At 44.5% G+C, this 12,411-nt stretch carries 15 protein-coding genes; 10 read left to right on the forward strand and 5 right to left on the reverse strand.

The genetic code is table 11. The features are described 5' to 3' along the window. Positions 1–129: 129 nt before the first annotated feature. Together ACMQ5W_RS10720 and ACMQ5W_RS10725 are read right to left on the reverse strand one after the other, a co-directional pair. Positions 130–1,434, reverse strand: coding sequence for an MATE family efflux transporter (locus ACMQ5W_RS10720; RefSeq protein WP_419025180.1), 1,305 nt, complete (start codon positions 1,432–1,434; stop codon positions 130–132). After that, positions 1,427–1,873: a MarR family winged helix-turn-helix transcriptional regulator gene (locus ACMQ5W_RS10725; protein ID WP_419025181.1), complete on the reverse strand. Its 447-nt coding sequence runs from the start codon at positions 1,871–1,873 to the stop codon at positions 1,427–1,429. The genes ACMQ5W_RS10720 and ACMQ5W_RS10725 overlap by 8 nt, the downstream gene beginning before the upstream one ends. A gap of 124 nt (positions 1,874–1,997) precedes the next feature. Between ACMQ5W_RS10725 and ACMQ5W_RS10730 the strand changes: the two genes are divergently transcribed. The 4 genes from ACMQ5W_RS10730 to ACMQ5W_RS10745 are packed head-to-tail and all read left to right on the forward strand — an operon-like array spanning position 1,998 to position 4,410. Beyond that, positions 1,998–2,537, forward strand: a complete 540-nt coding sequence (locus ACMQ5W_RS10730; protein WP_419025182.1) for a histidine phosphatase family protein — start codon at positions 1,998–2,000, stop codon at positions 2,535–2,537. A gap of 12 nt (positions 2,538–2,549) precedes the next feature. Beyond that, entirely contained in the window at positions 2,550–2,711 is a 162-nt protein-coding gene (locus ACMQ5W_RS10735) for a hypothetical protein (RefSeq protein ID WP_419025183.1), read from the forward strand. Beyond that, positions 2,708–3,130 (forward strand): pyridoxamine 5'-phosphate oxidase family protein, encoded by a 423-nt coding sequence (locus ACMQ5W_RS10740; protein ID WP_419025184.1) that lies wholly within the window; start codon positions 2,708–2,710, stop codon positions 3,128–3,130. The genes ACMQ5W_RS10735 and ACMQ5W_RS10740 overlap by 4 nt, the downstream gene beginning before the upstream one ends. An 11-nt stretch (positions 3,131–3,141) precedes the next feature. Beyond that, positions 3,142–4,410: a GNAT family N-acetyltransferase gene (locus ACMQ5W_RS10745; protein WP_419025185.1), complete on the forward strand. Its 1,269-nt coding sequence runs from the start codon at positions 3,142–3,144 to the stop codon at positions 4,408–4,410. An 80-nt stretch (positions 4,411–4,490) separates the two neighbouring features. Here the strand turns inward: ACMQ5W_RS10745 and ACMQ5W_RS10750 are convergent, their stop codons facing one another. Continuing rightward, positions 4,491–4,982, reverse strand: a complete 492-nt coding sequence (locus ACMQ5W_RS10750) for a stage V sporulation T C-terminal domain-containing protein (RefSeq protein ID WP_148494729.1) — start codon at positions 4,980–4,982, stop codon at positions 4,491–4,493. A gap of 202 nt (positions 4,983–5,184) precedes the next feature. On the opposite strand from ACMQ5W_RS10750, the gene ACMQ5W_RS10755 reads away from it, so the two are divergent. The 5 genes from ACMQ5W_RS10755 to ACMQ5W_RS10775 are packed head-to-tail and all read left to right on the forward strand — an operon-like array spanning position 5,185 to position 9,527. Continuing rightward, entirely contained in the window at positions 5,185–6,474 is a 1,290-nt protein-coding gene (locus ACMQ5W_RS10755; RefSeq protein WP_419025186.1) for an amidohydrolase, read from the forward strand. Positions 6,475–6,489: 15 nt separating this feature from the next. Then, positions 6,490–8,091, forward strand: a complete 1,602-nt coding sequence (locus ACMQ5W_RS10760; protein ID WP_419025187.1) for a putative polysaccharide biosynthesis protein — start codon at positions 6,490–6,492, stop codon at positions 8,089–8,091. Positions 8,092–8,094: 3 nt separating this feature from the next. Further along, entirely contained in the window at positions 8,095–8,904 is an 810-nt protein-coding gene (gene mazG, locus ACMQ5W_RS10765; protein ID WP_148494735.1) for a nucleoside triphosphate pyrophosphohydrolase, read from the forward strand. A 38-nt stretch (positions 8,905–8,942) separates the two neighbouring features. Further along, positions 8,943–9,221 carry an HU family DNA-binding protein gene (locus ACMQ5W_RS10770; protein WP_067541273.1) on the forward strand — a complete coding sequence of 93 codons (279 nt, stop codon included), beginning with the start codon at positions 8,943–8,945 and terminating at the stop codon, positions 9,219–9,221. A 60-nt stretch (positions 9,222–9,281) separates the two neighbouring features. Next, positions 9,282–9,527 carry an RNA-binding S4 domain-containing protein gene (locus ACMQ5W_RS10775; protein WP_148494737.1) on the forward strand — a complete coding sequence of 82 codons (246 nt, stop codon included), beginning with the start codon at positions 9,282–9,284 and terminating at the stop codon, positions 9,525–9,527. A 90-nt stretch (positions 9,528–9,617) separates the two neighbouring features. Here the strand turns inward: ACMQ5W_RS10775 and ACMQ5W_RS10780 are convergent, their stop codons facing one another. Then, positions 9,618–10,001 (reverse strand): DUF4363 family protein, encoded by a 384-nt coding sequence (locus ACMQ5W_RS10780; protein ID WP_148494739.1) that lies wholly within the window; start codon positions 9,999–10,001, stop codon positions 9,618–9,620. Further along, entirely contained in the window at positions 10,002–10,664 is a 663-nt protein-coding gene (locus ACMQ5W_RS10785; RefSeq protein ID WP_148494741.1) for a YetF domain-containing protein, read from the reverse strand. It abuts the gene before it with no gap. Between the two features lie 65 nt (positions 10,665–10,729). On the opposite strand from ACMQ5W_RS10785, the gene ACMQ5W_RS10790 reads away from it, so the two are divergent. Next, the gene (locus tag ACMQ5W_RS10790) at positions 10,730–11,923 is read left to right on the forward strand and encodes an MFS transporter (RefSeq protein ID WP_419025188.1); all 1,194 of its coding nucleotides are present in this window, start codon (positions 10,730–10,732) and stop codon (positions 11,921–11,923) included. Positions 11,924–12,411 lie beyond the last annotated feature (488 nt).

Below are 12,411 nucleotides of genomic sequence, written 5' to 3' on the forward strand. Positions count from 1 at the left end.
CATTATCTAGTAAAAAAGAGCGGTTATGCCTCGAAAAAACAGGCTTAACCGCTCTTTTGTGTTGAAATGGGCCTGCTTTTTATACTCAAAATGGAATTTGCAGGTGATTTTAGTGAAAAAATGATTGCGTCACAGCTTGCATGCAGAAATCCTTGATTCCATTTTCTTTGCCGCCAAGGCTATGACTGCTGTGATGATCTGAGACAGCGGCGCGCAAGCCCAGATGCCGGTGATGCCCCAGAATCTTGGGACGATCAGGAGAAGCAGAAACAGCATGACCGGCTCTGCATAGACTAGAATATAGGCAAAGTTATTTTTCTCCGTAGCGTAAAACCCAGAGGTGGTGACTCTGACGAAAGCTAGGAATAGAAATCCGGCGATGAAATAAGGTAGTATTCCTGCCACTTCTCTCTGGACGGTGTTTGATGCGCCGAAGAGAGCTGCCGCATCATAGCGGACGGCGAAGAGCAGAATCATGCAGATGATAGCAATGAGCCCCGCCGTGACATAAGCCAATCGCTTGGTCTCACGCACCTCTGCAAATGCCTTTTGTCCATAGTAACGACTGATCAAAGGCTGGCAGCCGTCGCCGACGCCTTGCAGCAGCAACACGATGATCATGGTGATATAGGCGATGGCTGCGTAGCAGGCTACAGCATCTTCTCCGCCATAAATCATTGCAAACTTATTCATCAATATCAAAATGATATTGGGCGAGAATGTAAGTCCAAAAGGTGAAATTGCGATTCTTAAAATATTGATTGCAGCTGTTCTGACAACAGACAGGCCGGGCAGCGAAAATCCTGTCCGTACTTTGATAAAGTAACAGACACAGACGGCCATGGTCACGCCTTGACCGATGATGGTGGCGGCTGCCGCACCTGCAAGACCGTAAGGGAATACCCATACCAGCAGGTAATCAAATAAGATGTTGGTCAGAAATCCGCCGATCATCGCGTACATGGCGACGATGGAGCTGCCCATGTTTCTGATCAGCGGCACAAATCCGGTGCTGAAAATCTGAAAGACTGCGCCCAAGACGATGATCCTCAGATATTCCTGCCCCATGCTGAGCAGTTCTCCTCTGGCACCAAAAGCACTTAAGAGGGGATGTATTGTAAGGGTCAGCAGCACCATCGTCAAAAGACAGACGGAAAACAGAAGCAGGATGGTGGTGTTGAAGTAATCCTGTGGATTTCCATTCTGTGATTTCCCCCTATGAATGGAATACTGCACAGCCCCGCCCATGCCGATGCCTGTACCCAGCGCCTGCAGCAGAGCAGTAACGGGGTAGGCGATGTTTATGGCAGCAAGGCCCACATCGCCGACGCTGTTTCCGATGAAAAATCCGTCGACGATGGCGTAGACGCCGGATAAAGCAAAGGCCAATACTGACGGAATCACGTAAGAAAAGAATTCTGCTTTTCTATTCATGATCCATGCCCTCTTTGAAGTAGTCTATAAACAGCGCCGTGTTTTCAATCAGGGTATCCGCCCGGTCTTTCCCCATTTTTTCCATCGCCTGTGTCTCCAGTTCCATGAGCTTTGGAATTACGTTTTGTGCGTATGCAATGCCGGCATCGGTGAGACGGATTCCCCGTTTTCTTTGATCGTAGGGAGTCGGTCCAAAGGCTACCAGCTCTTTTTTCTCTAAATCTTTGAGAATCGTATTGACCGTCTGCTTCGGCAGCATCCATTGGTCACAGATTATTTTTTGCGTACAGTAATACTTTGCGTTCCAAAGAGAGTAAAGGATGAGCAGCGCATTATAAGAGATGCCGTGTTTCTTTGCCCAATCAGAATAGATTATATTTGTCTCACGCCAGACGTGATAATAACGCTTGACTTGTTTTGATGCTTCATTCGTAGTCATATCTATTTCTCCAATTCTAAATTAGTCCGAACTCGGACTAATTGCATTTTACAAAATATAGATGTTTATGTCAAGTGAAAAAGATGGTATGATAGAGAAAAAGAATGAAAATGGGAAGGGATTTATGAGGATTAGAATTATCAGGCATGGAGAAGTAGATTATGTCTGGGGGAGAAAATTGGATTCTGAGGGATATGACAGAAGCTGCCGGGAATACGACGAGCGTCCGATCAAAGCCAGCGAGAAAAGATTGATACTAGCTGAAGGAGAACCGGTTTTTATCAGCAGCCTGGAGCGTACCTTCCACACCGCAAGGCAGGTCTTCGGCGAGGGGAAGGTACGCCGAAGTAAAAATTTTGACGAAGTTCCATTGCGCTCCTATAAAGATACAGAGAAAAAGCATTCGGTGTGGGTCTGGAATGTTCTCGCAAGGGTGCAATGGCTGTTTAACTGCAGCAGACAGCCGGAGATAAGAAGGCTGTCTCAGCAGAGGGCAAGGGCGGCGATTGCAGAGCTGGAAGAGGCAGGGACAGACTGCAGTCTGGTCTGCCATAGATTTTTTATGATGGTTCTCTGCCGTGAGTTAAAAAAAGCAGGGTACAAGATAAAGAAGACAAGAATGATCAACATTAAAAATTTAGACGTAATCGAAGCGATCAAATAAAGGAGTTTGCTAATGAAAGAAAAGAAAGATTGCCCTTGCCGAAGGGTACACTGCGAGCGTCATGGAGACTGTGAGGCCTGCCATGATCACCACCATGCACCAGGAAAGAAAATGCCGACCGCCTGTGAAAGACTGAGAGCGAAAGATGAAAAGAAAGAAGGAAGAAAAAAATGATGAGAGACCCGGTTCAAACCATTGGGAAGTTGATCGACAAGGCCAATATGGCGATCATCAGTTATGTAGACGATCAAGGATTCCCCATCAGCAAAGCTATGCTTGTACCTAGGGAACGAGAAGGAATTAAAGTATTTTGGTTTACAACCAATACGTCCTCAAACAAGGTGAGGTTTTTTAAAGAAAATCCGAAAGCCAGTATTTATTTTGTCGATAAACGCTTTTTCAGGGGCGTGAGTCTGGTGGGGACTGTAGAAGTTCTTGAAACGGCTGAAGCAAAAGAGAGGATTTGGAGAGAGGGAGATACTATGTACTATCCGGAAGGCGTGACGGATCCAGATTACTGTGTCCTGCGATTCACTGCTGAAACAGGCCGGTATTACAGCAACTTCAATTCAGAGGATTTTAAAATATTTTAGGGAGGGAAGGAATGATGGCACAACATGTCAAAGTCGTTTCATATGACCCTAAGTGGCCGGAGATATATGAACGGGAGAAAAACTTGATTTTACAGATTTTAGGAGAAGAAGCAGTATCTATTAATCACATTGGCAGCACTTCAGTGCCAGGACTTGCGGCAAAACCCATTATCGATATCATGCCGGTCGTCCGAGATATCAGTAAAGTAGACTGGCTAAAGAGTCAGTTTGAATCCATAGGTTATGAATACATGGGAGAGTTCGGCATGCCGGGCCGGAGATATCTGCGAAAAGGGGGCGACGAACGAACGCACCAGATTCATATCTTTGAGGCGTGTAACAAAAAGGACGTTCTGCGTCATCTGGCAGTGCGGGATTATCTGCGGCTTCACGGTGACGCCCGCGAGGCATATGGGACGCTGAAGCGCCAGGTCGCGGCGCAGTATCCAGAAGATATAGAAGGATACTGCAATGGGAAGGATGCTTTTGTCAAAAATTTGGAAGCGAAGGCGTGCGCCTGGTATGAGCGGACGAAGGGGGCAGCCTATCTCTTTGACGGATGGCAGGAGACGATGATTTGGTCTTGTCTGCAGGAACACATGGGCACTGTGGAGACAGACGGCAGTCTGCCGCCTGCATCGGCGCGAATCAGCGTAGGTGATTTCAGTTTTTTTGCAGGGTTGCCCGATGAAAAACTGATTCAAAATGCGAAGACACCCATACTGGGTCCAAGGACCGAAAACTGGGAACCTGTAATAGAAAAAGTTCTCGGCGCAGAGGCAATCAAAGCACAAAGATACGCCATCAAAAAGGAACCAAACGTATTTGACCGGGAAACCTTAGAACAGTATGTGGCCAGTCTGCCGGCCGATTATGAACTGAAGCCGATAGACTTAGAACTTTATGAACAGATTATGGCAACACCTTGGGCTAAAGATCTCTGTTCGGGGTTCTGCGACGGCGATGACTATGTACGGCGGGGAGTTGGATTTGCTGCAGTATATCGCGGTTGTGTCATAGCAGGTGCATCTTCCTATGCGGTTTATGATAACGGCATTGAAATCGAAATTGACACGAATAAGGAATACAGAAATCGAGGCCTTGCCTTGGCCTGTGGCAGCCGCTTGATTTTAGAATGTTTGAACCGAGGACTTTACCCAAGCTGGGATGCCCACGATCTCAGATCTGTAAGGCTTGCTGAAAAGCTGGGATATCATAGAGACAGCCCTTATAACGTTTATTTTCTCAAAAGCAGCTGTGCCGAGTTACTGGATGCCTAAAATATGCTGTAAACGAAATAAGGCGCGCAGATGGCGGTGAGCTCATTATCTGCGCGTCTTAAGTATTTGGAAATGACAGTTTAGTCGTATAATTGCTTCGCTAAGAAATCAGCACCGATTTCTGCAGCTTTTAGTTCTACTTCGCTCAGTGCTTTTTCACCCGGTGAAATGACGGTGACCGAGCCGATTGCATCTCCCTGAACGACAATTGGAACGACTACCTTCTTATCGCTGAGGAATTTGTCTTTGCTCTGAATGATATGATCCAGTTCTGTATCAATTTTATCATGGTCGAACTGTTTTTTTTGTTTGCCTGATGCCGCGATGAACTGGTCTGTATCAGATACAGCGACGGTTCCTCCCAGTACGGAAGAAGCTGTTTCTGCAAACTCTGCGGCCACCTGGCTCATATCACCGATAGGTGAATATTTTTTCAAGATGATTTCTCCTGAACTGTTTGTATATATTTCTAATGGATCTCCTTCTCTAATTCGTAAAACCCTTCTAATCTCTTTAGGAACAACAACTCTGCCTAGGTCGTCAATTCTTCTAACTATTCCCGTTGCTTTCATGTATTTTTGTCTCCTTCTTATCAAATGTTATATCACTATTTTTTACCATAGTTATAAAAATATACCGTGTATTTGCAAATTATTTATTATGAAGAAATGATGAAAATGCTAGGAAATAGGCAATACTTATGATAAAATATTATGATCGATTTTACGCATCCCTTGTACAGGAAAATCAGCATAACCAGATGGAGGAGTGAATATGCTTTTTAAAGAGATAACAATTCTAAACAAAGATTTTGAAACTGAAGAAAACATGTACGTCGGTGTCAACGGAGACACTGTCGAATATATTGGAAAAGATAAGCCTGCTAAAGATTTTGGCCAGGAATATGATGGCAAGAACAGAATTTTGATGCCTGGCTTTTATAATGCCCATGCTCATTCGCCAATGGCTTTGATGCGCGGCTATGGTGAAAACCTGGTATTGCAGGATTGGCTGAACACGAGGATTTTTCCCTTTGAAGATAAGCTGAACAGCAATGCAGTATATTGGGGCACCATGCTCTGTATGGCGGAATCGCTCCGCTTTGGTATTGTCTCTTCCTCTGATATGTATTACTTTATACCCGACATGGTGCAGGCCGTGGCGGACAGCGGAGCCAAGAGCAATATCTCAAGATCGGTGGCCAATCCTATGGGCATGCCGTTTCATCAATTACCTTCCATCAAAGAAGCGGAGGACTCTATCAGGCTTTACAATGGATATGCTGATGGAAGAGTGATTATGGACACCAGTATCCATGCAGAGTATACGACTAACGAAGAAACGGTTCGCGGGCTGGCGGCAATCACGAAGGAACATAACCTGATTATGCATGTACATGCTTCAGAAACTAAGCTGGAACACGAGGAATGCAAGGCAAGGCACGGCGGTTTAACACCGGTGCAGTATTTTAATCAGTGCGGGCTTTTTGATACCAAGGCACTGGCTGCCCACTGTGTATGGTGTGAGGGAGAAGACTTTGATATACTGAAAGACAAGAATGTTACAGTAGCCATCAATCCGATCAGCAATCTGAAGCTTGCCAGCGGTATCAGTAATGGGCCAAAGATGATGAAGATGGGAATCAACGTCGCCATTGGAACCGACAGCGTTTCCAGCAACAACAGTCTGAACTTTCTAGAAGAAGTGAAGACCTTTGCCACAATTGCAAAGGTCAGAGCAGATGATCCGACTGTGATTACACCAAAGGAGGCGCTGGCAGCTGCGACGAGAAATGGCGCTCTGGGGCAGGGCAGAGTAGACTGCGGCGTGCTGCAGGAAGGGTTTAAGGCGGATTTGATCGCCCTCAGGACAGATGTACCCAACATGCATCCGATTCACAATCTGACCAACAATATCGTTTATGCCGCCGCAGGCAGTGATATCGCACTCACCATGGTGGACGGAAAGATTCTCTATAAAGATGGAGAATATACGACGATTGATATTGAAAAGACTATTTTTGAAACGGAAAAAGCTACGGCTGAAATTTTAAAACAATTATAGAAAGTGAAAGAGACTATGTCAAATAAGGGAAACAAGTTTATCAAAGGCGCGGCTATCCTGGGAATTGCCGGCGTCGTAATCAAGTTACTTGGAGCGGTATTTAGAATTCCACTGACCAATTGGATTGGTGACGATGGGATGTCCTATTATGGCTTCGCCTATTCCATCTACGGTGCGCTTCTGGTCTTATCAACGGCGGGAATTCCAGTGGCAATTTCTAGGATGGTATCGGAACGAATCGCTGTAGGAGAGTACAAAAATGCCCATAAGGTCTTTAAAGTAGCCACGGCACTCCTGTTCTTTATCGGCATCTTTTCTTTTGCCGCCTGTTATTTTGGCGGAGAATACATCACGGCAAAACTGGGCAATCCAGATGCGGCCTTAGCAGTAAAAGCCATTTCCCCGGCGCTGCTGTTTGTACCGCTGTTTTCTGCTTATAGAGGCTATTTCCAAGGCAGACAGAACATGAACCCGACGGCCATATCTGAAATCACAGAACAATTGGTTCGCGTCATTGTCGGTCTGTATCTGGCGTATAAATTGCTTCATACTGGTCTGAAAGAGGCAGCTGCCGGAGCATCCTTTGGTGCGTCGGCAGGTTCCATTGCTGGACTGGGTATCATCGTCGTCATCTATATGCTGAACCGCAGAACAATTCATAGAAAAATTGATTTGAATAATCAGCAGGTAGAGCAAACCAGTGTCATCCTGCGAAAAATCATCAGCATTTCTGTGCCGATTATCATCGGATGTGAGATCATGCCGATTATGACGCTGATCGATACAGGCATCATCATGACCAGATTACAGGCCACCGGCTGGTCCTATGCAGAGGCAAAGAGTCTGTACGGCCTGCTCAGCGGGTTCTGCAACTCATTAATTGCTTTTCCGCAGGTTTTCACTCAGGCTGTGGCAGTGAGTCTGGTTCCTGCCATTGCTGCCGCCTTCAAATTGCGCGATAAAAAGGGTGTGCAAGAGAATATCAAGCTGGGTTATCGTACGACCATGATTATGGCGTTTCCATGCGCTTTTGGCATTTTCTCGCTGGCAGAGCCAATTCTGCTGCTTCTTTATCCGGCGCAGAAAGCCAGCGCCATCGCGGCAGTACCGACTCTGATGATTATGGCGATCAGCGTCATTTTCTTAGCTATCACGCAGACTTCTGTAGGCGTTCTGCAGTCCATCGGCAAACAGATGGTACCTGTGGTTCATCTTGCTTTAGGCTGTGTGGGAAAAGTCATCGTCACCTACATTCTGGTCGGCGTTCATTCCGTCAATATCAAAGGAGCGGCAATTGGCACAATGCTGGCCTACTTCGTAGCCCTGGTATTGAACAATATTTCTGTGAAAAAATACACTGGAACAAAGATAGATTACGAGTTAACTTATGTAAGACCATGTATTGCGGCAGTCATCATGGGCGTTTGTGCCTATGCGTTCCACAAGTTGTGCGTTGGATTCCTCGGAAACAGCATAGCGACTTTGGCGGCAATCATGGTAGGCGGTATTGTCTACGTGATTCTGATCTTTGCGCTGAAGGCCATCACGCTTGCTGAGGTAGAAACCATGCCGGGAGGAACAAAACTCGTTAAAATTCTGAGAAAGTTTGTGAAATAAATTATGAAAAAAGAGTATGAAGAACTATATATTACAAAAGATAATGAAAGCGAAGCGTTAAAACGGCTGATCGAGATTGTGAAGATTCTCCGCAGGGAGTGTCCCTGGGATAGAGTACAGACCCATGAGACTCTTACAAAATGTATGATTGAAGAGGCCTATGAGGTCGTTGATGCGATTCAAAACGAAGATTCGGCCAATCTCAGAGAGGAACTGGGAGATGTGCTGCTTCAAGTCGTTTTTCACAGTAACCTGTCTGAAAACGAAGGAGACTTTACGATCACAGACGTCATAAATGAAGAATGCGAAAAAATGCTGCGCAGACATCCTCACATTTTTTTAGAAGAAAGAGCAAAAACTATTGACAAAGCCCTTGAAAAATGGGAGAATATGAAGAGCAGAGAGCACGGAGAGCTGAGTTACAGTGATAGACTCGTTCGCGTGCCGAAAGCATTACCTGCTCTTATCAGAAGTTCTAAGGTACAGAGTAAGGCATCCAAGATTGGTTTTGATTGGGAAGATGCCAGCGGAGCTTTTGATAAACTAGAAGAAGAACTCGATGAACTGAGAGAAGCCTGGGAGCAGGGAGGCAGAGAAGCAATGTCAGAAGAATTTGGTGACCTGCTTTTCTCAATGGTGAATGTTGCAAGATTTTTAAACATTGACCCAGAGGAATCGCTAAATAAGTCTACAGTTAAATTTATCGAGCGATTCGCTACTATGGAAAAAGTGTCTATCGATAGAGGTCTTGATCTTGAAAGCATGAGTCTTGAAGAAATGGACAACCTTTGGATAGAAGCTAAGAAAAAGTAAGTTCAATGCTTATGTATACGATTTAAGGAGGATTTATAATGAATAAGGCTGAACTAGTTGCTGCAGTTGCAGAGAAAACAAACTTTACTAAAAAGGACGCAGAAGTTGCTATCAATGCGCTCCTGGCTAGCGTAGAAGAAGCACTCGTAAAGGGAGAGAAAGTACAGTTGATTGGATTTGGTACTTTTGAAACAAGAGAAAGAAAAGCAAGACAGGGAAGAAATCCTAGAAAACCTGATGAAATCATCAAGATCGCTGCTTCTAAAGCACCTGTATTCAAAGCAGGTAAGGCACTGAAAGACGCAGTTAACAAATAATCATGTAAAACAAAAGGACAACCTAGGTTGTCCTTTTTCTTTAGGTAGAAAAGAGGAAAGATGAGAATAGATAAGTTTTTGAAAAATTCCCGGCTGATCAAGCGGAGGTCTGTCGCCAAAGATGCGTGTGACCAGGAACGAGTATCAGTAAATGGAAAAGTGGTGAAAGCTGGTGCTGAGATAAAGGTGGGCGATGAAATTCATATCGAGTTTGGCAACAGTTCGATTACTGCAAGAGTATGCCGACTGACAGAATCCTGCAAGAAAGAGGATGCTGCAGATATGTACGAAATCATTGAGGGCTGAATACTGCGTAAGTTCTCAACGATGGCGGAGGAAATCAATAAAGACGGACGATGTGTTTTTCAAATCGCCCGTCTTTTGCTGCATTCCTGTTTAAAGAATGTTTTCGAAAGATATTTTCTCATTTTCATGGAGAAATTTCAACTGCTCTTTTAGAGCGAGAAGCTCTCCGCTTCCATTTGACACGTCTTCGGCTTTGATGTACATCAGAGTCTTTGCAAAGGTGCTGTCTGCCTCATTGACTGCCTGTGTATCTAGAAAGAAGAGTGCGCCTTTTCTGTAATCGTGCCAACGATCGTATTGCGTTTGAAATGCACTATAGGCTTTATCCCAATCTTCATCCTCGATTGCAGGCATGACAATTTCTTCGCAATCGCTTATGATTTGATCCAGATCTTGTCCAGCACTGTAATAGAATATCCCCCAACATCCGACCAAAACAGCCAGAGACAGAATAGAAATAAGAAGTGATCTCATTTAATTCGCCTCCCTTGAAAATTTTTGCTTTGGCTGCGGGTTAGGATAGACGTGGAACGTCCGGCTGCCGTCATAAAAGGCGACAAAAACGTCATCTGAGTCAGTGATCCCTTTTCTTTTAATCATGCGATCCAATGTTTCGTGATCAATACCGGCTTTCGCCAGATTATCTTCATAAATCGTTCCATCACTGATAATGACCAGGGGAAGTTTTTCTTGATCGCTTTTTGCGATAATAGATAGTTGGCCGTTTGATTCCATTACTGCATATTCCACATCGGTGATGGATGGACAGTTGCCGATCCGCAGCTGCTCGAAGAGGTCATTGACGGTAATACGCAGACGCTCCATTTCCTTTACATTGATCATCCCTTTATCGATGATGATGCTGGGACGACCGTTGATAAAGTTCTTGAACTTTTCATTTTTGATCGAAACATACGATAAAAGTACCTGCAAAAAGAGAAGCGTAAAAATTGCCACGGCACCGTTGATTAATGATGATGACGGCGAATCGATGGGAATTGACGCTAGTTCAGCAATCATGAACAAAACCACCATCTGGAATGTCGACATCTTTGACAACTCCGACTTACCCATAATTCGCAGTGCAAAAAGCACGACGACATATAAAATGAGAGTTCTAATACATACGATTAACAAAATGCACCTCCAAATAATTGATAATCCTATTGTGCACGCAGGAAGCTTTTGATATACTTATATTCATGCAAAAGACGGAAAAGAAAAGTGAAAAACAGAATAACACCAGAAAATTTAAGACCGCATACATATTTATCTATGCGCCGATTGGCGTGCTCTGTCCTTTAATTGGACAATATTTGAGCAGTATAGGATTTTCTGGTACGCAGATAGGAACGGTTACGGCAGTGAGCACCGGCGTAGCTATTTTTGCTTCGACTTTTTGGGGCGATAAGTATACCAATTGCAGGGATGGCAGAAAGGTGTTGTTTTTCTTGTGCATTGCTGCCGCCGCCATGGCCTTGCTTAATTCCTTTATTACAGTATTCGCGATTTTTACAATTACCTATGGCGTCATGTACTTTTTTCAAGGGCCTGTAATGGGACTTGCCGATGCTATGGTCCTTGAAAGCGACGAGAACTTCGCCTCGGTCAGACTTTGCGGCGCTGTCGGTTATGCTCTTTCTGTATTTGCAGGCGGGAAGATCGGCGGACTGTTGGGGTTGGATAAGATATTCATCGTCTATGCCGTTACTTTTGTAATCGGCGGTCTGATTGTCATGACAATCAGGCTGCAAAATGCGCATCCCCATGAAATAGAAAAAACTTCAGATACTGAAGACAAGATTAAATTCTCGGAACTGTTTAAGGAGAAAAAAGCAATTGCCTTGATTATCTGTGGAATCTTTATGTTTGGAACGAATGTTGCGAATAATACTTATTTTAGCTTTTTATTTAGAGATGGAGGCGGAACTGTAGCAGGTGTAGGCACGGCTTTTTTACTGATGGTAGGAAGCGAAGCCCCCTTTATGGCGCTTGCCCCAAAATTAGCAGCTAAATTTTCGCAGCAGAGGTTGATTGCAGCGGCAATGATTCTTTCTGCGGTGAGATTCGGCTGGTACGCCAGCGGACCCTCTTCTCAGTGGCTCATTGCTCTGTTCTTCTTGCAGGGAATGGTGAATGGCGTCTTACTAGTTGAATATATGAAATACATTTCTTCAGTGGTCAATCCCAGAGTAATCGGTATCGCTGTATCTGCGTTCTACGCTGTCAGCTCCAACGGCGGTACGATTTTGTGTAATTTCTTCGGCGGTGTAGCCATGGATCATTTCGGGAGCGTAGGCGTATACGGCTTGTTTTCAACGTTAAACGTAATTGGCGTTGTCATGTATTTTGCCTTTGGTCTGCATAAGGAGAAAAAATCGAAAAAAGATGAATAAATGCTATTGACAAAGGGCGTATTAGATGGTAAACTAGTCAAGCTGTCTGAGAGAGACGGTCTGCGCGGGTTTTCACACCGGAAAGCGGTGAAAAAGGAAACTGAAAAAAGTGCTTGACAAGTCACCTCGAAAGATGGTAAAATAATCAAGCTGTCGCAATGAAGCGGCAAGCACCTACAGATTAAAAAATCTAAAAAAGTGCTTGACAGAGTTTCATAAAGATGGTAAGATAATAAAGCTATCGCACGAGGTTAACACTTCGGAATGACGAAAAACTTCTTAAAAAAGTAGTTGACAAAATTCGTCAAAGATGGTAAAATATCAAATGTTCGCTGGAATGCGAACCGCAGCAGTCTTGCAAGACTGCGGAGAACCTAGAAAACTTCATAGTGTAGAAATTAAGTCAAAGAGAATCTTGATTCTCAAAACTAACAAGAAACAATCAGATGCAAATTGGTAGACAATATGTACATGGATGTTTCCGACAA

The organism is Emergencia sp. (assembly GCF_048465375.1).
In the GTDB taxonomy this organism is placed as follows: Bacteria; Bacillota; Clostridia; order Peptostreptococcales; family Anaerovoracaceae; genus Senimuribacter.

Excerpts from the sequence above, each read along its gene's own strand:
- ACMQ5W_RS10770 (WP_067541273.1), top strand. The coding sequence starts at position 8,943 with ATGAATAAGGCTGAACTAGTTGCTGCAGTTGCAGAGAAAACAAACTTT.
- ACMQ5W_RS10745 (WP_419025185.1), top strand. The coding sequence starts at position 3,142 with ATGATGGCACAACATGTCAAAGTCGTTTCATATGACCCTAAGTGGCCG.
- ACMQ5W_RS10755 (WP_419025186.1), top strand. The coding sequence starts at position 5,185 with ATGCTTTTTAAAGAGATAACAATTCTAAACAAAGATTTTGAAACTGAA.
- ACMQ5W_RS10735 (WP_419025183.1), top strand. The coding sequence starts at position 2,550 with ATGAAAGAAAAGAAAGATTGCCCTTGCCGAAGGGTACACTGCGAGCGT.
- ACMQ5W_RS10780 (WP_148494739.1), bottom strand. The coding sequence starts at position 10,001 with ATGAGATCACTTCTTATTTCTATTCTGTCTCTGGCTGTTTTGGTCGGA.
- ACMQ5W_RS10790 (WP_419025188.1), top strand. The coding sequence starts at position 10,730 with ATGCAAAAGACGGAAAAGAAAAGTGAAAAACAGAATAACACCAGAAAA.
- mazG (WP_148494735.1), top strand. The coding sequence starts at position 8,095 with ATGAAAAAAGAGTATGAAGAACTATATATTACAAAAGATAATGAAAGC.
- ACMQ5W_RS10760 (WP_419025187.1), top strand. The coding sequence starts at position 6,490 with ATGTCAAATAAGGGAAACAAGTTTATCAAAGGCGCGGCTATCCTGGGA.
- ACMQ5W_RS10775 (WP_148494737.1), top strand. The coding sequence starts at position 9,282 with ATGAGAATAGATAAGTTTTTGAAAAATTCCCGGCTGATCAAGCGGAGG.
- ACMQ5W_RS10730 (WP_419025182.1), top strand. The coding sequence starts at position 1,998 with ATGAGGATTAGAATTATCAGGCATGGAGAAGTAGATTATGTCTGGGGG.
- ACMQ5W_RS10750 (WP_148494729.1), bottom strand. The coding sequence starts at position 4,982 with ATGAAAGCAACGGGAATAGTTAGAAGAATTGACGACCTAGGCAGAGTT.
- ACMQ5W_RS10740 (WP_419025184.1), top strand. The coding sequence starts at position 2,708 with ATGATGAGAGACCCGGTTCAAACCATTGGGAAGTTGATCGACAAGGCC.
- ACMQ5W_RS10720 (WP_419025180.1), bottom strand. The coding sequence starts at position 1,434 with ATGAATAGAAAAGCAGAATTCTTTTCTTACGTGATTCCGTCAGTATTG.
- ACMQ5W_RS10725 (WP_419025181.1), bottom strand. The coding sequence starts at position 1,873 with ATGACTACGAATGAAGCATCAAAACAAGTCAAGCGTTATTATCACGTC.